Source organism: Massilia arenae, assembly GCF_008014745.1.
In the GTDB taxonomy this organism is placed as follows: domain Bacteria; phylum Pseudomonadota; class Gammaproteobacteria; order Burkholderiales; family Burkholderiaceae_D; genus Telluria; species Telluria arenae.
Genome location: NZ_VPFD01000005.1, coordinates 226538 through 243375 on the forward strand (window position 1 = coordinate 226538; position 16838 = coordinate 243375).

The 16838-nt window shown below is 63.2% G+C and carries 20 protein-coding genes; all 20 read right to left on the reverse strand.

What is annotated here, in order from left to right; genetic code table 11:
* Positions 1 to 64: 64 nt before the first annotated feature.
* Complete coding sequence (acpS, locus tag FVD38_RS07265; protein WP_123067615.1) at positions 65 to 484, reverse strand: holo-ACP synthase; 420 nt, start codon at positions 482 to 484, stop codon at positions 65 to 67.
* Between the two features lies 1 nt (position 485).
* Positions 486 to 1265: a pyridoxine 5'-phosphate synthase gene (gene pdxJ, locus FVD38_RS07270; RefSeq protein WP_147934186.1), complete on the reverse strand. Its 780-nt coding sequence runs from the start codon at positions 1263 to 1265 to the stop codon at positions 486 to 488.
* 10 nt (positions 1266 to 1275) lie between these two features.
* On the reverse strand, positions 1276 to 2082 hold the full coding sequence (gene recO / locus FVD38_RS07275; protein WP_147934187.1) for a DNA repair protein RecO: 807 nt from the start codon (positions 2080 to 2082) through the stop codon (positions 1276 to 1278).
* Between the two features lie 24 nt (positions 2083 to 2106).
* Positions 2107 to 3003 (reverse strand): GTPase Era, encoded by an 897-nt coding sequence (gene era / locus FVD38_RS07280; protein WP_147934188.1) that lies wholly within the window; start codon positions 3001 to 3003, stop codon positions 2107 to 2109.
* Positions 3000 to 3773: a ribonuclease III gene (gene rnc, locus FVD38_RS07285; protein WP_229493483.1), complete on the reverse strand. Its 774-nt coding sequence runs from the start codon at positions 3771 to 3773 to the stop codon at positions 3000 to 3002. Before rnc ends, era begins: the two co-directional genes overlap by 4 nt.
* 77 nt (positions 3774 to 3850) lie before the next feature.
* Entirely contained in the window at positions 3851 to 4249 is a 399-nt protein-coding gene (locus FVD38_RS07290) for a DUF4845 domain-containing protein (RefSeq protein ID WP_147934190.1), read from the reverse strand.
* A 12-nt stretch (positions 4250 to 4261) separates the two neighbouring features.
* Entirely contained in the window at positions 4262 to 5191 is a 930-nt protein-coding gene (gene lepB / locus FVD38_RS07295; RefSeq protein WP_147934191.1) for a signal peptidase I, read from the reverse strand.
* Positions 5191 to 6984, reverse strand: a complete 1794-nt coding sequence (gene lepA, locus FVD38_RS07300) for a translation elongation factor 4 (protein WP_147934192.1) — start codon at positions 6982 to 6984, stop codon at positions 5191 to 5193. The genes lepB and lepA overlap by 1 nt, the downstream gene beginning before the upstream one ends.
* A gap of 226 nt (positions 6985 to 7210) precedes the next feature.
* The gene (locus tag FVD38_RS07305; RefSeq protein ID WP_147934193.1) at positions 7211 to 7495 is read right to left on the reverse strand and encodes a glutaredoxin family protein; all 285 of its coding nucleotides are present in this window, start codon (positions 7493 to 7495) and stop codon (positions 7211 to 7213) included.
* Between the two features lie 14 nt (positions 7496 to 7509).
* Positions 7510 to 8967, reverse strand: a complete 1458-nt coding sequence (locus FVD38_RS07310) for a DegQ family serine endoprotease (protein WP_147934194.1) — start codon at positions 8965 to 8967, stop codon at positions 7510 to 7512.
* Positions 8968 to 9109: 142 nt separating this feature from the next.
* Positions 9110 to 9409 carry an RseA family anti-sigma factor gene (locus tag FVD38_RS07315; protein ID WP_147934195.1) on the reverse strand — a complete coding sequence of 100 codons (300 nt, stop codon included), beginning with the start codon at positions 9407 to 9409 and terminating at the stop codon, positions 9110 to 9112.
* Positions 9410 to 9469: 60 nt separating this feature from the next.
* Positions 9470 to 10072, reverse strand: coding sequence for an RNA polymerase sigma factor RpoE (gene rpoE, locus FVD38_RS07320; protein ID WP_040776532.1), 603 nt, complete (start codon positions 10070 to 10072; stop codon positions 9470 to 9472).
* Between the two features lie 71 nt (positions 10073 to 10143).
* Complete coding sequence (locus FVD38_RS07325) at positions 10144 to 10743, reverse strand: protein YgfX (RefSeq protein ID WP_147934196.1); 600 nt, start codon at positions 10741 to 10743, stop codon at positions 10144 to 10146.
* A gap of 79 nt (positions 10744 to 10822) precedes the next feature.
* Positions 10823 to 12070: a beta-ketoacyl-ACP synthase II gene (gene fabF / locus FVD38_RS07330; RefSeq protein ID WP_123067627.1), complete on the reverse strand. Its 1248-nt coding sequence runs from the start codon at positions 12068 to 12070 to the stop codon at positions 10823 to 10825.
* 31 nt (positions 12071 to 12101) lie between these two features.
* Entirely contained in the window at positions 12102 to 12341 is a 240-nt protein-coding gene (gene acpP, locus FVD38_RS07335; protein WP_005666812.1) for an acyl carrier protein, read from the reverse strand.
* 193 nt (positions 12342 to 12534) lie between these two features.
* Positions 12535 to 13272, reverse strand: a complete 738-nt coding sequence (gene fabG, locus FVD38_RS07340; protein WP_147934197.1) for a 3-oxoacyl-ACP reductase FabG — start codon at positions 13270 to 13272, stop codon at positions 12535 to 12537.
* 29 nt (positions 13273 to 13301) lie between these two features.
* Positions 13302 to 14240 (reverse strand): ACP S-malonyltransferase, encoded by a 939-nt coding sequence (gene fabD / locus FVD38_RS07345; protein WP_147934198.1) that lies wholly within the window; start codon positions 14238 to 14240, stop codon positions 13302 to 13304.
* Between the two features lie 46 nt (positions 14241 to 14286).
* Positions 14287 to 15273: a beta-ketoacyl-ACP synthase III gene (locus tag FVD38_RS07350; protein ID WP_147934199.1), complete on the reverse strand. Its 987-nt coding sequence runs from the start codon at positions 15271 to 15273 to the stop codon at positions 14287 to 14289.
* 20 nt (positions 15274 to 15293) lie between these two features.
* A complete protein-coding gene (gene plsX / locus FVD38_RS07355) occupies positions 15294 to 16370 on the reverse strand; it encodes a phosphate acyltransferase PlsX (RefSeq protein WP_147934200.1) in 1077 nt (358 codons plus the stop codon).
* Positions 16371 to 16574: 204 nt separating this feature from the next.
* A complete protein-coding gene (gene rpmF / locus FVD38_RS07360; protein WP_005666806.1) occupies positions 16575 to 16757 on the reverse strand; it encodes a 50S ribosomal protein L32 in 183 nt (60 codons plus the stop codon).
* Between the last annotated feature and the right edge of the window lie 81 nt (positions 16758 to 16838).

Sequence of the window (16838 nt, forward strand, 5' to 3'; positions counted from 1 at the left end):
GCGGCCAGTTCGGGAGTGACGTCGACGGATGGAGTGCCGGTTGCTGCGGGTTTTGCTTCGGACATTACTCTGCCAATGATGGTGATGCCAACGGCGCCTGGGTCACGATCACGAAGGCGACGCCGTAGTCGGCCTCGTCGCTGATCGTCACCTGGGCGCTGAGCCGGTGCTCGCGCATGAAGTCGCCAAGGGCGCCGCTGCAGACGATGACCGGCTTGCCGCTCGGGTCATTCAGCATCTGGGCGGAACGCCAGGTCATGGGCATGCGCATGCCCATACCGATGGCTTTCGAGAACGCTTCCTTGGCCGAAAAGCGGGTGGCCAGAAAGCGCAGGCCGCGCACCGCGTTCTTGGCGCTGCGGGCATGGTATTTTTCCAGCTCTTGCGGGCCGAGGATTTTCTCGGCGAAGCGCGGGCCGCTGCGCGCGAGGGCAGCCTCGACACGCGAGATCTGGACGATGTCGGTGCCGATGCCGTAGATCATCTCAGGCTCCGGCTTTCGGGGCGTAAGACACGCCCAGGCGCGCCGCGACCATGATCGCCTTCATCTCGCGCACCGCGTTTTCCCAGCCGGCGAACAGCGCATGCGCCACGATGGCGTGGCCGATGTTCAGCTCGTGCAGGTCGGGAATCGCCGCGATCGGCTGCACGTTCGTGTAGTGCAGGCCATGGCCGGCATTCACGCGCAGGCCGCGCTTCGCGCCTTCGTGCACACCCAGCTTGATGCGTTCGAGCTCGTGCGCGACTTCATTGCCTTCGGCCTCGGCATAGCGGCCCGTGTGCAGCTCGATCACGGTGGCGCCGACGGCGGCCGCCGCTTCGATCTGGCGCGCATCGGCATCGATGAACAGCGAGACGCGGATGCCCTCTTCCTTCAGCTGCTTCACCGCCGCCTCGACCTCGTTGTAGTAGCGCACCACGTCCAGGCCGCCCTCGGTCGTGACTTCCTCGCGCCGCTCCGGCACCAGGCATACGTCCTGCGGCTTCACCTGGCAGGCGAAGTCGATCATCTCGCGGGTCACGGCCGCTTCCAGGTTCATGCGCGTGGCCAGCAGCGGACGCAGGGCCAGCACGTCGGCGTCCTTGATGTGGCGGCGGTCTTCGCGCAGGTGCAGCGTGATCAGGTCGGCGCCCGCCTGCTCGGCCAGCAGCGCGGCGCGCAGCGGGTCCGGATACGTCGTGCCACGCGCATTGCGCACGGTGGCGATGTGGTCGATGTTCACGCCCAGGTCGATCACCTGGCCGGCGGGTTGCAGGAAGCTCATAATATTATTCTTACAATTGCATCAAATCGATCAAAATCTGGCGCGTATTGAGCGGCTGTCCGCCCAGGTGGTGCGCCAGCAGGAAGCGCATCAATTGCTTGCTCTGCGCCTGGGTCGCCGGATCAGTATAGTCCTCGCGCTCCATGTCCAGCAGGGTCTTGCCCAATACAACGGGCCAGACTTCGCCGGCGCCCGCCGCGCGCGCGCCGCGCTCCGGATCGACCACGTAATCGCGATCCGGCGCGACCGGGCCGCGGCTGCTCGTGCAGCGGCCGAGATCGGCTGCGACGCCTGTTTCCCTAAGTAAGGCTCTTTCGAATTTTCGCAAGACGATTTGCGCCGGTTCGCCATGGGCGAGCTGGTTCAGGGTCGAGACGTAATGGTCGAACAGGGCCGGATGGCGGTCGTCGCGCGCCAGCAATTTGACGAGCAGTTCGTTCAGATAAAAGCCGCACAGCAGCGCGGTGCGTTCCAGCGGCAGCATGCCGCCGACCCACTCGGCATCGATCAGCGTGCGTAGCTCGGACTTGCCGCTCCACGACACCGAGAGCGGCTGGAAAGTCTGCAGCACGCCGCGCAGCTTGGAGAACGGGCGCTTGGCGCCCTTCGCCACCACCCCCACCCGGCCATGGTCGCGGGTGAACATGTCGATGATGAGGCTGGTTTCCTTGTAGGGATAGCTGTGCAGCACGAAGCCGGGCTGGCCGACGATGCGGCCGTCTTTTACAGATCCACGCGCCGGCGCGCGCGGACGCTTGCCCGCGGCGGGCGCGCCCTGCTCCGGCGCGTCGTCGATAAATTGGTCGTGGCTGGACATGCGCGCGGCTAGCGTCCCTCGCCCTTACTCGTAACCGTAAGCGCGCAGGCCCGCTTCGTTGTCGGCCCAGCCGGATTTGACCTTGACCCAGATTTCCAGATAGATCGGGCCGCCGAACAACTTTTCCATGTCGAGGCGCGATTGCGTCGAAATTTCTTTCAGGCGTGCACCCTTGTCACCGATGATCATCGATTTATGGGTGCTGCGCTCGACCAGGATGGCGGCGAAGATGCGGCGCAGATTGCCTTCCTGTTCGAACTGTTCGATCACCACGGTGCTGGTGTACGGCAGTTCGTCGCCCAGCAGGCGGAACACTTTTTCACGCACGATCTCGGCCGCCAGGAATTTCTCGCTGCGGTCGGTGATGTCGTCCGGTCCGAACACCGGCGGATTTTCCGGCAGATGGCGCTTGATCTCGGCTTCCAGCGCGTCGACCTGAAAGCGCAGCTTGGCCGAGACCGGCACGATGGCGGCGAAATTGAACAGGGCCGAAATCTTTTGCGCGAACGGCATCAGCACCGCCTTGTCCTTCACGCGGTCCGATTTATTGATGACCAGGATCACCGGGACATTCTTTGGCAGCATGTCGAGCACCTGCTGGTCGGCCGGGCCGAAGGTGCCGGCTTCGACCAGGAACAGGATCGCGTCCGACGACGTCAGCGTGTTCGAGACGGTCTTGTTGAGCGTCTTGTTCAGCGCGTTGGCGTGGCGGGTCTGGAAGCCCGGGGTGTCGACGTAGATGTATTGCGCGTCGTCGCGGGTCTGGATGCCGGTGATGCGGTGGCGCGTGGTCTGGGCCTTACGCGACGTGATCGACACCTTGGCGCCGATCAGGACGTTCATCAGGGTCGACTTGCCGACGTTCGGGCGGCCGACGATGGCAATATAGCCGCAACGGAAATTGTCGGGAGTGGCGTTCATGCTTTTTCTGTTCCTGGTTGTGCTGCTTGGGCGTCCGATGTGGTGTCGCCCTGATTGGTACCGATGCCCGCCAGCTTCAGCTGGGGCGAGCGCTGCCGTGGCTTGCGCGCGCCCGGCGTCTTGGCCAGCGCCTTCTGGGCCGCCTCGAGCGCCAGGCTGGCGGCGGCCTGCTCGGCCGCACGGCGGCTTCCGCCGCGGCCGAACACCTGCACGCTCAGCTTGGGCACCAGGCATTCGACTTCGAATTCCTGGCTGTGGGCGGCGCCGTGGGTGGCCACCACATTATAAGTCGGCAGCGCGATGCGCTTGGCCTGCAGGAATTCCTGCAGCAGGGTCTTGGCGTCCTTGCCGAGCGTGGCCGGGTCGACCGTCTCCAGCAGCGGGATATAAAAGGCGCGGATCGTGTTACGGGCGCTATCGAAGCCGCCGTCGAGGAAGATCGCGCCGAGCAGCGCTTCCAGGGTGTCGGCCAGGATCGAGGGGCGGCGAAAGCCCCCGGACTTGAGTTCGCCCTCGCCCAGGCGCAAGAATTGCGACAGGTCGAGCTTTTGGGCGATCTCGAACAGCGCCTGCTGCTTGACCAGGTTGGCGCGCAGGCGCGACAGGTCGCCCTCGTCGAGCGTGCCGAAGCGTTCGTACAGCACCGAAGCGACGACGCAGTTGAGGACCGAATCGCCCAGGAATTCCAGGCGCTCGTTATGCAGACTGCTATGGCTGCGGTGGGTCAGGGCTTGCTGCAGCAGCCCGACTTCCCGGAACGTATACCCCAAGCGCGTTTGCAATAACTGAAGATTCATTGTTGATGTCGTGTGCGTGGCCGGACGGGCCACGGTGTTTCTATAAAGGCTTAAGGGGCGGCGCTATCGGCCTCGGCCACCACGCCGCTGGGGTCGGTGGTGCCGGCGAAGTCGATCAGCAGGCTGACGTTACCCATCAGCGGCAACCGTTTTTCGTAGGCAAAGCTGATCTGCGTTTCTTCGCCGTCGCGGGTGAAGACCAGGTCCTGGCCGCGTACGGCCTCGACGTCGTTGATGCTGGTATGACGGTTGAAGGCTTGCTGCATCTCGCGGATGCTGCCGCCGTTGCTCTTGACCTGGGCGATCCCGGACTTGATCGCGCTGTACTCGATATAGGCCGGGACCATGCGCATGGCGAAGATGCCGGCCACGCCGATGATGGCCAGCGCCCCGATCAGGCCGGACAGGGAGAGTCCGCCTTGCTTGTTCAACAGCTTCCTGCGATCCATGCGCGCCCCTTGTTATTGGATACCGCCGACACGTTTCGGATTGCTGAAGTTCATCCAGACCACGAAGGCCTTGCCGACGATATTGCGATCAGGCACGAAACCCCAGTAACGGCTGTCCGCGCTATTGTCGCGATTATCGCCCATCATGAAATACTGCCCTTCCGGCACCACGCAGGTGAACTTGTCGTAGGTGTATTCACAGTTTTCGCGCAGCGGGAAATTGTCCACGCTGCCCAGGTCGATATTGCGCTTGTCGGCCGTGTTCAGGATGCGGTGCTGGGTCAAGCCGCCCGGGCTCGGCAGTTTTTCGACGAACTGCTTGTGGTAGATCGGATGCTGATCGTCCAGGTAGTCGTCCAGCGCCGTGTACTCGACCGGCTTGCCGTTGACCGTCAGGCGCTTGTCCTCGTACGTGATTTTATCACCCGGCACGCCAATGACGCGCTTGATGTAATCCTGGTTCATATCTTTTGGATACTTGAACACCATCACGTCGCCGCGCTGGGGATTATTGATCTGGATGATTTTTTTATTAACGATCGGCAGGCGGATGCCATAGGTGTACTTGTTCACCAGGATGAAGTCGCCCACCAGCAGGGTCGGCACCATCGACGACGACGGGATCTTGAACGGCTCCCACAAGAACGAGCGCAAGATGAACACCAGCGCGATCACCGGGAAGAAGCTGCCGGAATACTCGATCCAGGTCGGCTGGCGCAGGTGGGCCTGCTCGATCGCCGCGCGGTTGCCGTTGTGGTCGACCTTGATCCCATCCGCGACCAGCTTGGCATTGCGCGTATCGTACTCGCGCAGGGCAGCATCGGCGGCGCGGCGCCGTTGTTTCGCCAAATAGAATGTGTCCAGGCACCAGATGATGCCCGTGATCACCATCAAGACGAACAGGATCAGGGCAAAATTGCCCAGGATGGGTTGCAGGTTCATTATTTATCTTCCACCTGGAGAATAGCCAGGAAGGCCTCTTGTGGAATCTCCACCGAGCCAACCTGCTTCATGCGCTTCTTGCCGGCCTTTTGTTTCTCCAGCAGCTTTTTCTTACGCGAGATGTCGCCGCCATAGCACTTGGCCAGGACGTTCTTGCGCAGCGCCTTGACGTTTTCGCGCGAGATGATGGTGGCGCCGATGGCGGCCTGGATCGCCACGTCGAACATCTGGCGCGGGATCAGTTCGCGCATCTTGGCCGCCACCTGGCGTCCGCGGTAAGGCGCGTTGGCGCGGTGCACGATGATGGCCAGGGCGTCGACTTTTTCGCTGTTGATCAGCATGTCGACCTTGACCACGTCGGCCGCGCGATTCTCCTTGAACTCGTAGTCCATCGAGGCGTAGCCACGCGAGGTCGACTTGAGGCGATCGAAGAAGTCCAGCACGATCTCGGCCATCGGGATCTCGTAGTGCAGCTTCACCTGGCGGCCATGATAGGCCATGTCCATCTGGATGCCGCGCTTGCCGTTACACAGGGTCATCACCGCACCCACGTACTCTTGCGGCATGTACAGGTTGACGTCGACGATCGGCTCGCGCACTTCGTTGATCTTCGACGGTTCCGGCATCTTGGATGGATTGTCGACGCGGATCATGCTGCCGTCGCGCATCTCGACCTCGTACACCACGGTCGGCGCCGTCGTGATCAGGTCCATGTCGAATTCGCGCTCCAGGCGCTCTTGCACGATTTCCATGTGCAGCAGGCCCAGGAAGCCGCAGCGGAAGCCGAAGCCCAGCGCCTGCGAGACTTCCGGTTCGTACATCAGGGCGGCGTCGTTCAGCTTCAGCTTTTCCAGCGAGTCGCGCAGCGCGTCGTACTGGTTCGCTTCCACCGGGAACAGGCCGGCGAACACCTGCGGCTGCACTTCCTTGAAGCCTGGCAGCGGCTCTGGGGCCGGACGGCTGGCCAGGGTCACGGTGTCGCCCACGCGGGCGGCGGTCAGCTCCTTGATGCCGGCGATGATGAAGCCCACCTGGCCGGCGGTCAATTGCGGCAGCGACACCGAGCGCGGAGTGAATACGCCGATGTTTTCCACCAGGTTCACCGACTCGGTGGCCATCAGGAGGATTTTTTCTTTCGGACGCAGGGTGCCGTTGACCACGCGCACCAGCATCACGACGCCAACATACGGGTCGTACCAGGAGTCGACGATCAGGGCCTGCAGCGCCGCGTCCGGGTCGCCCTTCGGTGGCGGCACCTTGGCAATCAGGGTTTCCAGCACGTCTTCCACGCCCAGGCCGGTCTTGGCCGAGCACACGGTGGCGTCGGCCGCGTCGATGCCGATCACGTCCTCGATTTCTTTCTTGGCGTTGTCCGGGTCGGCGTGCGGCAAGTCGATCTTGTTCAGGATCGGCACCACTTCCACGCCCAGGTCGAGCGCGGTATAGCAGTTGGCGACCGTCTGCGCTTCCACGCCCTGCGAGGCGTCAACCACCAGCAGCGCGCCTTCGCAGGCCGACAGCGAGCGGCTCACTTCGTACGAGAAGTCGACGTGGCCCGGAGTATCGATCAGGTTCAGGTTATACACCTGGCCGTCGCGCGCCTTGTACGACAGCGCCGCGGTCTGGGCCTTGATGGTGATGCCGCGCTCGCGTTCCAGATCCATCGAATCGAGCACTTGCGCGTCCATTTCGCGGTCCGACAGGCCGCCGCACAGCTGGATGATGCGGTCGGCCAGGGTCGATTTGCCATGGTCGATGTGGGCGATAATGGAGAAGTTACGTATGTTGTTCATTAACAAAGCTCAAAACCAGAAAGGCCGCGAAAGGCGGCGATTACGACGAAATATGGCGCACTGCGTTGCAGGACGAACGGGCCGCGCAATACGAAAAAGCGCTGCGTCGGGGGCCGTGCCGGTCCCCAGGCGAGCGCCTTGGAATTCTTGGAAGGTTAGACATCACCGCTCCGACCCGGCATTTTACCGGATTTCGAGCCAGAAAGGCCGGTTTCCAGAGGGTGGCTCAGGACGCGACCTGTGCGCCGGCACAGGCGGCCAGGTAGGCCCGCACCGCCGCCTCGTCCAGGAAGTAATGGCATAGCTCGGGCTGGGCCGGGTCGCCGTACAGCACCGGCACCAGCTCGTCGAACCGTGCCACCAGAGCCGGGTCGGCGTCGACGTCCAGCACGGCGACGTCGAACGGCTGCCCGGGCGGCTCGAGCGCGCGCAGCGCCGCCAGCATGTCCTCGCACAGGTGGCACCAGCTGCGCGAATACAGGACAAAGCTTGGGCCGAACTGCGTCGGCATACTCCCCTGCTGCATCACTGGCGCGGCTTGAGCGTGATGTACTGGGTGGTCTCCTCGCGCTGTACCAGCAGGGCCACCGCCTTCGATTTGTCGTGCTTGGCCAGCAAGGCCTTGAACTGCTCGACGCTGGTGATCGGCGTATTGTTCCACTGCAGCACCAGGTCGCCGGGCTGGATGCCGGCGCTGGCGGCCGGCCCTTGCGCTTGCTCGACCAGCAGGCCGTGGTCGATGCCCAGCTCCTTGCGCTCGGCGGCCGGAATATTCGATAGCTGCAGGCCCAGCGCATCCGGGGCGACGCCCGGCGCCGGTTTCTTCGGCTGCTGGCGGCCTTGGGTCGGACGCTCCTCTTGCAGTTCGACGATGGTGACCGGCACCTCGACCTGGGCGCCGCGGCGCCAGACGGTGACGCTGGCGCGGCTGCCGACCTTGGAGGCGCCCACCAGGCGCGGCAGGTCGCCCCGGGATTCGATCGGCTGCTTGTTGAAGGCCAGGATGATGTCGCCGACCTTGATGCCCGCCTTCTCGGCCGGGCCGCCCGGCTCGACCATCGAGACTTCGGCGCCGCGCGCCTTGCCCAGGCCCAGCGATTCGGCAACGTCGCGCGTGACGTCGCTGATCTGCACACCCAGGCGGCCACGAGTGACTTTGCCGGTGGCCTTGAGCTGGTCCGAGACGCGGATCACCTCGTCGATCGGCACCGCGAACGAAATGCCGTTATAGGCGCCCGACAAGGTCGCGATCTGCGAGTTGATGCCAATCACTTCCCCGCGCAGATTGATCAGGGGGCCGCCCGAGTTGCCGGGATTGACCGCGACGTCGCTCTGGATCAGCGGCAGGTATTCGCCAGTATCGCGCGCCGTGGCGGAGATGATGCCGGCGGTCACGGTATTCTCGAGGCCGAACGGCGAACCGATGGCCAGCACCCATTCGCCGACCCGGATCTTGCTGGAGTCGCCGGTGCGCAGGTAAGGCAGATTCTTGGCCTCCAGCTTCAGGACAGCGACGTCGGAACGGGCGTCGGCGCCCAGCACCTTGGCCTTGAACTCGCGCCGGTCGGAAAGCGTTACGGTGACTTCGTCGGCGCCCTCGACCACGTGGGCATTGGTCAGCACGAAGCCGTCGGCCGAGATGATGAAGCCGGAGCCCACGCCGCGCTGCACTTCGCGTTCTTCTTCCTGTTGCTGCGGGCCGCGCCGGCCGCCGCCGCGCGGCACCATCTGGCCGCCGAAGAAGCGGCGCAGGAATTCCTGCATTTCTTCCTCGCCCGCTGCGCCGCCGCGGGTGCGCACGCGCTCGGTGGTGCGGATATTGACGACGGCCGGCCCCACCTTGTCGATGACGTCGGTGAAGTCGGGCAAGCCGGAAACGTTCGGGGTGGGGACGGGGGCGGCGGCGTGGACGGGTTGAATGAATGCCGTGGCGCCGGACACGAGCAGCGCCGACAGGAGCAGGCTGGCAGTTTTACTGGTCATGGATTCGCTATCGAATGGCTAAGATTGACTGAATGGTAAGCCAAATTATGCGCTTTGTCGCGCCATGCCAGCCGCGTATCGCCTACGTCCGACGCAAGAGAGATGGAATTTAAGCCTGGGATAAGGATGGCCGACCGGAAAGTCAGGAAGAAGCGGTCTTGGCGAGCACCGCCGCCAGGCCGGTGGACTCGGCCGCGACGCCCGCGCGGCGCAGCGGCGGCGGCTCATTGGCGAGGCGCTCGGCCAGGCGCGCGCGGAATTCGGGCGACAGCGCCGGCGCGGCCGTTTCGCGCAGCGTGTCGCCGATCAGGTGATACAGATCCCAGGCCTGGTGACCGTCGCTGCCCTGCAGCGCAGCCAATGCCAGCTCCAGGTCGGCGTCAAGCAGGGCGCCATCTTTCAGCGCAGAGATCTGCTCGCGTAATTTTCTATTGGTGTCCATCGGTGGTTCCATCGACGTCGGTAGTGTTCAATATGTGCTGTGTTCGTACGATCCCGCTACCTACCGACGTTTGTCAACCGGGAAATCGAGTAAAGGGCGTAATTTCTCGGCAATGACTTCGCGCGCCCGGAAAATCCGGCTGCGCACCGTACCTATTGGACAGGCCATCACTTCGGAGATTTCCTCATAGCTGAGTCCTTCGATTTCGCGCAAGACGATCGCCGTACGCAGTTCCAGCGGCAATGCCTCCATGGCCGCGTTGACTGTATGGGCGATCTGCTTACTGGCGAGCATGGATTCAGGTGTATTAATGTCGCGCAAGCTGTCTGCATCATCGAAGCCTTCGGCGCGTTCGGCATCCGTCTCGGTCGAGGTCGGTGCGCGCCTTCCCTGGGTGACTAGAAAATTCTTGGCAGTGTTGATTCCTATTCGATAAAGCCACGTATAAAAAGCCGAATCCCCGCGAAAATGGCGCAGGGCCCGGTATGCTTTGATGAAGGTCTCTTGCACCACGTCTTCGGCTTCGGCCGGATCGTGGACGAGACGCGACACCAGGCGCATCAGGCGACGCTGGTACTTGGAGACAAGCAAATCGAAAGCCCCCTGGTCCCCGGCCTGGACGCGCTCTACCAGCAACTGATCACACTCGCGTTCTGTCGTCACGGACCATGCCCCATTGGCGACCCTCTCGCGAGAAGCACCGATTTACTCGTGCAAGGTAAATCGGTACATCCTTAAGAGTTGGCCCCCTGCAATAAGTTCACGCTGTTTTGTATCGGTATTGTTGCAACCCCATTGGCCAGGGCACGCACGGCCACCGCCAGCGCACGGTACTGGCCGGCGCCCACGGCGTCTGGCAGCAGCACCAGCGGCCACGTCGCGCCGTCCTCGGCGCGCAGGCGCAGCACGATGCAGCAAGGCCAGACCGTGGCGCCGGGAAGCAGCGTCATGGCTGGGCCCGGCCCCGGAATCGCGGCCGCCGGCCCGCCTTCCCCCAACTCCTGTTGTACCGTCAGGCGTAGCTGCCCAACTCCAGAAATATCAATTCGGCGCGCCGTTGCAATCGAGTGCAAAATCGCTCTGGAATGTGTGAGGAGGCGGGCCAGCGATAGCGCGGCCAGCAGCGGCGCGCATGCGACAGCGCCGCCGAATGCGAAGCGCTCGGGCAGCAGCAGGCCCACGGCCAGGGCGGCCGCGCACAGGGACGCGCAGAAGGCGGCCAGCAGGCAGCGCAGGCGACGCGACGGCGCGATGACGGCGGACACCGCAAGCGACATGAAGCAAAGGATGAGGAGCAGGATGGCGGGCGGAGGAGGATCCTCTACCGCCAGCACCGGCCTGCCACCACGAACGGGAGGCAGGCCGGGCTGTTGGAAGCGCCCATCCCGTTAGACCGGGATGGGGCAAAGTGGTTCAGACTTTGGCGAAGATCAGCGTACCGTTGGTGCCGCCGAAACCGAAGGAGTTCTTCACCGCGTAGTCGATCTGCATCTCGCGCGCCGTGTTGGCGCAGAAGTCCAGGTCGCACTCGGGATCCTGGTTGAAGATGTTGATCGTCGGTGGCGACACCTGGTTGTGGATCGCCAGCACGGTGAACACCGATTCCAGGCCGCCGGCGCCACCGAGCAGGTGACCGGTCATCGACTTGGTCGAGTTCACGACCAGGTTTTTGGCATGGTCGCCGAACACGCGCTTGATGCCCTGCACTTCAGCCTTGTCGCCCAGCGGGGTCGAGGTGCCGTGCGCATTCACGTACTGCACCTGGTCGACGTTGATGCCGGCGTTATTGAACGCATTGACCATGCAACGCGCCGCGCCAGCACCATCCTCGACCGGCGAGGTGATGTGGTAGGCATCCGCGCTCATGCCGAAGCCGATGACTTCAGCATAGATCTTGGCGCCACGCGCAACGGCGTGTTCGTATTCTTCGAGCACCATGACACCGGCGCCCTCGCCCAGCACGAAGCCGTCGCGGTCGCGGTCCCATGGACGCGAAGCGGTCGCCGGATCGTCGTTACGGGTCGACAGCGCGCGTGCCGAGGCGAAACCGCCCAGGCCCAGCGGCGACACGGTCGACTCGGCGCCGCCCGCGATCATCACGTCGGCATCGCCGTACTCGATCAGGCGCGCTGCCGCGCCGATGCTGTGCAGGCCGGTGGTGCAGGCGGTGACGATGGCCAGGTTCGGGCCACGCAGGCCGAACTTGATCGAGAGATCGCCCGAGATCATATTGATGATCGAGGCCGGCACGAAGAACGGCGAGATACGGCGTGCGCCGCGGCTTGCGTATTCTTCCTTGGTCGCTTCGATCATCGGCAGGCCGCCAATGCCCGAACCGATCACCACGCCGATGCGGTCCGCGTTTTCTTCGGTGACTTCCAGGCCCGAATCCTGCAAGGCCTGGATGCCGGCTGCCATGCCGAAATGGATAAAGCTATCCATGTGGCGGCCTTCTTTGCCCGGCAGGTAATCTTCGACGACGAAGTTCTTGACCTCACCAGCGAAGTGGGTCGTGAATGGCGCTGCATCAAACTTGGTGATGGCGGCAATGCCCGACTTGCCGGCCAGTGCCGCATCCCACGTCTCGGCAACGGTGTTACCGATCGGTGAGATGCAGCCCAGGCCGGTGACGACGACACGGCGGTTGCGTGAACGACTCAAGCGATTCTCCCAAAAACTGTAAAGCGACTACTTAGGCCTTGACGTGCGCGGTTGCGTAGTCGATGGCTTGCTTGACGGTGGTGATTTTTTCAGCCTGTTCGTCAGGGATTTCCATTTCGAACTCGTCTTCCAGTGCCATCACCAGTTCAACGGTGTCCAGCGAGTCAGCACCGAGGTCGTCAACGAACGAGGAATCGATTTTGATGTCTGCTTCTGCAACGCCCAGTTGTTCAGCGACGATTTTTTTAACGCGTTGTTCGATATCCGACATGTTGTAGCTCCATTAAGGTATGTGTTGCGGAAAGTGCGCGCATTTTATCAGGTTTGCGACCCGAAAAACTATTTTCGGCGACTGCGGCTATTTCGCCGGAAAGTCCTGCTAAAAATCCGGATTGCGCTCCAATCGGGACCGGCTGGCCGGGGCCGATTGGAACGCGATCTTTATCTATTTAATACTTTACTGATTAATTCATGTACATGCCGCCATTCACGTGCAGCTCGGTGCCCGTGATGTAGGCGGCCGTTGGTCCGGCCAGGAAGGCCACCGCATGGGCGATGTCTTCCGGCTGGCCCAGGCGGCCCAGCGGAATCTGGGTCAAGAGGGCCTCGTGCTGGCCTTCGCCCAGCGACTTGGTCATGTCGGTGTCGATGAAGCCGGGGGCCACGCAGTTGACGGTGATGTTGCGGCTGCCGATCTCGCGCGCCAGCGCGCGGGTCATGCCAGCCACGCCGGCCTTGGCGGCGGCGTAGTTCATCTGGCCCGGGTTGCCGGCGGCGCCGACCACCGAGGTGATGCTGATGATGCGGCCAGCCTTGGCCTTCATCATGCCGCGCAATACCAGGCGCGACAGACGGCCGACGGCGGTGAGATTGGTGGCGATCACGTTGTCGAACTCGTCGTCCTTCATGCGCATGGCCAGGTTGTCCTGGGTGATGCCGGCATTATTGACCAGGATAGCCAGGCTGCCGTAGCCTTTCTGCACTTCGTCCACGACTTCCGCACAGCGGGCCGCGTCGAGCACGTTCAGGACCACGCCCTTGCCGCCGAATTCGGCCAGGTAGTCGGAGATCGCCTGGGCGCCCGATTCGCTGGTGGCGGTGCCGACGACCTTGGCGCCCTGGCGCGCCAGTTCCAGCGCGATGGCCTTGCCGATGCCGCGCGATGCGCCGGTGACGAGCGCGACTTGGTTCTGCAGATTCATAGGTTTCCTTTATTCTTGGTTCAGAGGCATCAAGCCGGCTTGAACGATGCCAGCACGCGCTCCAGCGCAGCCTGGTCGACCAGCGCTTCGCCGACGAGGTTCGCGTCGATGCGCTTGGCCATGCCGATCAGGGTCTTGCTTGGCGCGCATTCGATGACCTGGGTCACGCCGTCCGCCGCCATTTTCTGCATGGTCTCGACCCAACGGACCGGACCGGCGGCCTGGCGCACCAGCGCGTCCTTGATCTGCTCGGGATCGTTCAGCACGGCGACGTCGACGTTGTTGATGACGTCAATTTGCGGAGCAGCAAACTTCAGCTCCGACATATAAGTACGCAGGCGGTCGGAGGCCGGTTTCAGCAGCGACGAGTGGAACGGCGCCGACACCGACAGTTTCATGGCGCGCTTGGCGCCCTTGGCCTTGGCGATCTCGCAGGCGCGCTCGACAGCGGCGGTATGGCCGGCGATCACGATCTGGGTCGGCTCGTTGAAGTTGACGGCTTCGACCACCTCGCCCTGCGCCGCTTCGACGCAGACGGCGCGCACGTCGTCGGCCGAGAGGCCCAGGATGACGGCCATGCTGCCCTGCCCGACCGGCACCGCGTCCTGCATCGATTGCGCACGGAAGCGCACCAGCGGCACGGCATCGGCGAACGGGATCACGCCGGCCGCCACCAGGGCCGAATATTCTCCCAGGCTATGGCCTGCGATCACGTTCGGCACGGGACCGCCGGCCGCGATCCAGGCGCGGTAGACGGCGACCGCGGCGGTCAGCATGACCGGCTGGGTATTGGTGGTCAGGTCCAGGTCTTCCTTCGGACCCTCGGCGATCAGGCGCTGGAGGTCGAAGCCCAGGGCGTCGGACGCTTCTTGCACCGTCTGGTCGACAACCGGGTTACCGGCGAAGCCGTTCAGCATGCCCACTGCCTGGGCACCTTGTCCGGTGAACAGGAATGCGAATTTGCTCATCGTAGTTTTCCGTAGTTTTGTTGTTCTTGGAGGCCAGGCCCGGCGCTTACATGCGCGCCAGCACCGCGCCCCAGGTAAAGCCGCCGCCCACGCCTTCCATCAGCACGTTCTGGCCCGGCTTGATGCGGCCATCGCGCACCGCCTGGTCGAGCGCCAGCGGAATCGAGGCGGCGGAGGTATTGCCGTGTTCGTTGACGGTGACGACCATCTTCTCGAGCGGCAGGCCAAGTTTCTTGGCGGTGCCGTTCATGATGCGGATATTGGCCTGGTGCGGCACCAGCCAGTCGACCTGATCGGCGGACACGCCGGCGTGATCCAGCACCTCATGCGCGACCTTTTCCAGCACCGACACCGCCAGCTTGAACACCGCCGGACCGTCCATGTGCAGGAAGCCGCTGCCGGCGACCGCGCCATTGGCCAGGTTGCCCGGAATCGACAGGATGTCGGCATGGCTGCCGTCGGCATGCAACTTGGCGCCGAGGATGCCCGGCTCGTTCGAGGCCTCGAGCAGCACGGCGCCGGCGCCGTCGCCGAACAGCACGCAGGTGGTGCGGTCGTTGAAGTCGACGATGCGCGAGAACACTTCGGAGCCGATCACGAGCACGCGCTTGTGGTTGCCGGCGCGGATGAAGGCGTCGGCGGTCGAGACCGCATACACGAAGCCGCTGCACACGGCGGCCACGTCGAAGGCGGCGCTGCCGTTGGCCATGCCCAGCTTTTGCTGGACGATGCAGGCCGTGCTCGGGAAGCTGCCGTGGAAATCGGGGGTGGAACTGGCGACGATCACCAGGTCGACGTCGGACGGGGACTTGCCGGCCATCTCGAGCGCCTTGCGGGCGGCGTGCACGGCCAGGTCGGACGACAGTTCATCGGCCGCGGCATAGTGGCGCGCCTCGATGCCGCTGCGGGTAACGATCCACTCGTGCGAGGTCTCGACACCTTTCTCGGCCAGTTGGGCCGCCAGCTGTTCGTTGCTGACGCGGTTGGCTGGCAGATAGCTGCCGGTGCCGGTGATTTTGCTATACATGCTCATTGCTTCACCATCCTGCTGGGTTATTGTGCCTGGCGCTGGCCGTCCTGCACGGACGCCGGAGCGGCCGCGGGAGCAGTGACTGGAGCCGTTACCGGGGAGCTAGGCATCAGTTCGGCGATCAGGGCCGACAGGTGCTCTTGCACATTATTGTGCGCGGCATCGTAGGCGCGCTTGATCGCCCACTCGAAGGCATAGGCATTGGCGCCGCCGTGGCTCTTGAAGACCAGGCCTTTCAGGCCCAGCAGGCCGGCGCCATTGTAGCGTTCCGGATTGAGCTTCTTGAGCGACTTGCGCGCCAGCAGCGCGCCCAGCATCGACAGGATGCTTTCCTTGAACACGCTCTTGACGAAGCGCGACATGCCTTCGATCGTTTTCAGGGTGACATTGCCGACGAAACCGTCGCAGACGACGACGTCGACCGTGCCCTTGAAGATGTCATTGCCTTCGACATTGCCAAAGAAGTTCAGTTTGCCACGTTCGGCATCGGCGCGCAGCAGCACGCCGGTGGCTTTCACCACCTCGTTGCCCTTGATATCTTCGGTGCCGACATTCAGCAGGCCAATGGTCGGGCGCGGAATACCCTCGATCGCCGAGCACAGCACCGAACCCATGATGGCGAACTGGTGCAGGTGATCGGGCTCGCAGTCGACGTTGGCGCCGAGGTCGAGGATATAGGTCGGCGCACCCTTCTGGTTCGGGATGATCGAGCAGATCGCCGGGCGGTCGACGCCGGCCATGGTCTTGAGCACGTAGCGCGAGACAGCCATCAGGGCGCCGGTATTGCCGGCCGAGACGCTGGCGTGGGCGCTGCCGTCCTTGACGAGCTCGATCGCCACGCGCATCGACGAATCCTTCTTGCGGCGCAGGGCGACTTCGACAGGGTCGTCCATCGCGACGACTTCGGAGGCGTGCTTGATGGACAAGCGCGGGTGTTTGTCCGCGTGATGCTTCTTGAGTTCTGCGCGCAGCACATCCTCGACGCCCACGAGCACGAGCTCGGCGTCAGCTTGCTTTTTGAGGAAGGAGATGGCTGCCGGAATGGTAACTGAGGGGCCGTGATCGCCGCCCATGCAGTCAATGGATATTTTAATTGTCATTTGTTGGAGATGCCGCGGCTCACACAGGACGGGCGGCCAGAGGGGATCGGGGCGTGGCGCACATGCGCACGGGATCCAGGCTGTTCAACATGACGGCGGTGCCAGGGATGCAGCCGGTTACTGAGCAGATGCCAAAGAAAAAGCGGCGCCACGCAGATAACATACGTTGCGCCGCTTTCATGATACTAAAAGCCAGAACGTCGATTACTCGTCGTTCTTGGTCTTCAGGACCTTGCGACCACGGTAGAAACCGTTTGGCGAGATGTGGTGACGCAGGTGGGTTTCACCGGTGGTCGGCTCGACTGCCAGGTTAGGGGCGGTCAGGAAGTCGTGCGAACGGTGCATGCCGCGCTTCGATGGGGATTTCTTATTCTGCTGAACAGCCATGATAACTCCTAATACTAAGTTCTAAAATTTTAACACAATCGATATGCAAAAAGGATGCAAGTCGAGTATCTCGGCGGCAAG

Excerpts from the sequence above, each read along its gene's own strand:
- fabG (WP_147934197.1), bottom strand. The coding sequence starts at position 13,272 with ATGAATCTGCAGAACCAAGTCGCGCTCGTCACCGGCGCATCGCGCGGC.
- plsX (WP_147934200.1), bottom strand. The coding sequence starts at position 16,370 with ATGACAATTAAAATATCCATTGACTGCATGGGCGGCGATCACGGCCCC.
- era (WP_147934188.1), bottom strand. The coding sequence starts at position 3,003 with ATGAACGCCACTCCCGACAATTTCCGTTGCGGCTATATTGCCATCGTC.
- FVD38_RS07310 (WP_147934194.1), bottom strand. The coding sequence starts at position 8,967 with ATGACCAGTAAAACTGCCAGCCTGCTCCTGTCGGCGCTGCTCGTGTCC.
- acpP (WP_005666812.1), bottom strand. The coding sequence starts at position 12,341 with ATGTCGGATATCGAACAACGCGTTAAAAAAATCGTCGCTGAACAACTG.
- FVD38_RS07315 (WP_147934195.1), bottom strand. The coding sequence starts at position 9,409 with ATGGACACCAATAGAAAATTACGCGAGCAGATCTCTGCGCTGAAAGAT.
- rpmF (WP_005666806.1), bottom strand. The coding sequence starts at position 16,757 with ATGGCTGTTCAGCAGAATAAGAAATCCCCATCGAAGCGCGGCATGCAC.
- FVD38_RS07305 (WP_147934193.1), bottom strand. The coding sequence starts at position 7,495 with ATGCCGACGCAGTTCGGCCCAAGCTTTGTCCTGTATTCGCGCAGCTGG.
- fabD (WP_147934198.1), bottom strand. The coding sequence starts at position 14,240 with ATGAGCAAATTCGCATTCCTGTTCACCGGACAAGGTGCCCAGGCAGTG.
- lepA (WP_147934192.1), bottom strand. The coding sequence starts at position 6,984 with ATGAACAACATACGTAACTTCTCCATTATCGCCCACATCGACCATGGC.
- FVD38_RS07290 (WP_147934190.1), bottom strand. The coding sequence starts at position 4,249 with ATGGATCGCAGGAAGCTGTTGAACAAGCAAGGCGGACTCTCCCTGTCC.
- acpS (WP_123067615.1), bottom strand. The coding sequence starts at position 484 with ATGATCTACGGCATCGGCACCGACATCGTCCAGATCTCGCGTGTCGAG.
- pdxJ (WP_147934186.1), bottom strand. The coding sequence starts at position 1,265 with ATGAGCTTCCTGCAACCCGCCGGCCAGGTGATCGACCTGGGCGTGAAC.
- FVD38_RS07350 (WP_147934199.1), bottom strand. The coding sequence starts at position 15,273 with ATGAGCATGTATAGCAAAATCACCGGCACCGGCAGCTATCTGCCAGCC.
- recO (WP_147934187.1), bottom strand. The coding sequence starts at position 2,082 with ATGTCCAGCCACGACCAATTTATCGACGACGCGCCGGAGCAGGGCGCG.
- lepB (WP_147934191.1), bottom strand. The coding sequence starts at position 5,191 with ATGAACCTGCAACCCATCCTGGGCAATTTTGCCCTGATCCTGTTCGTC.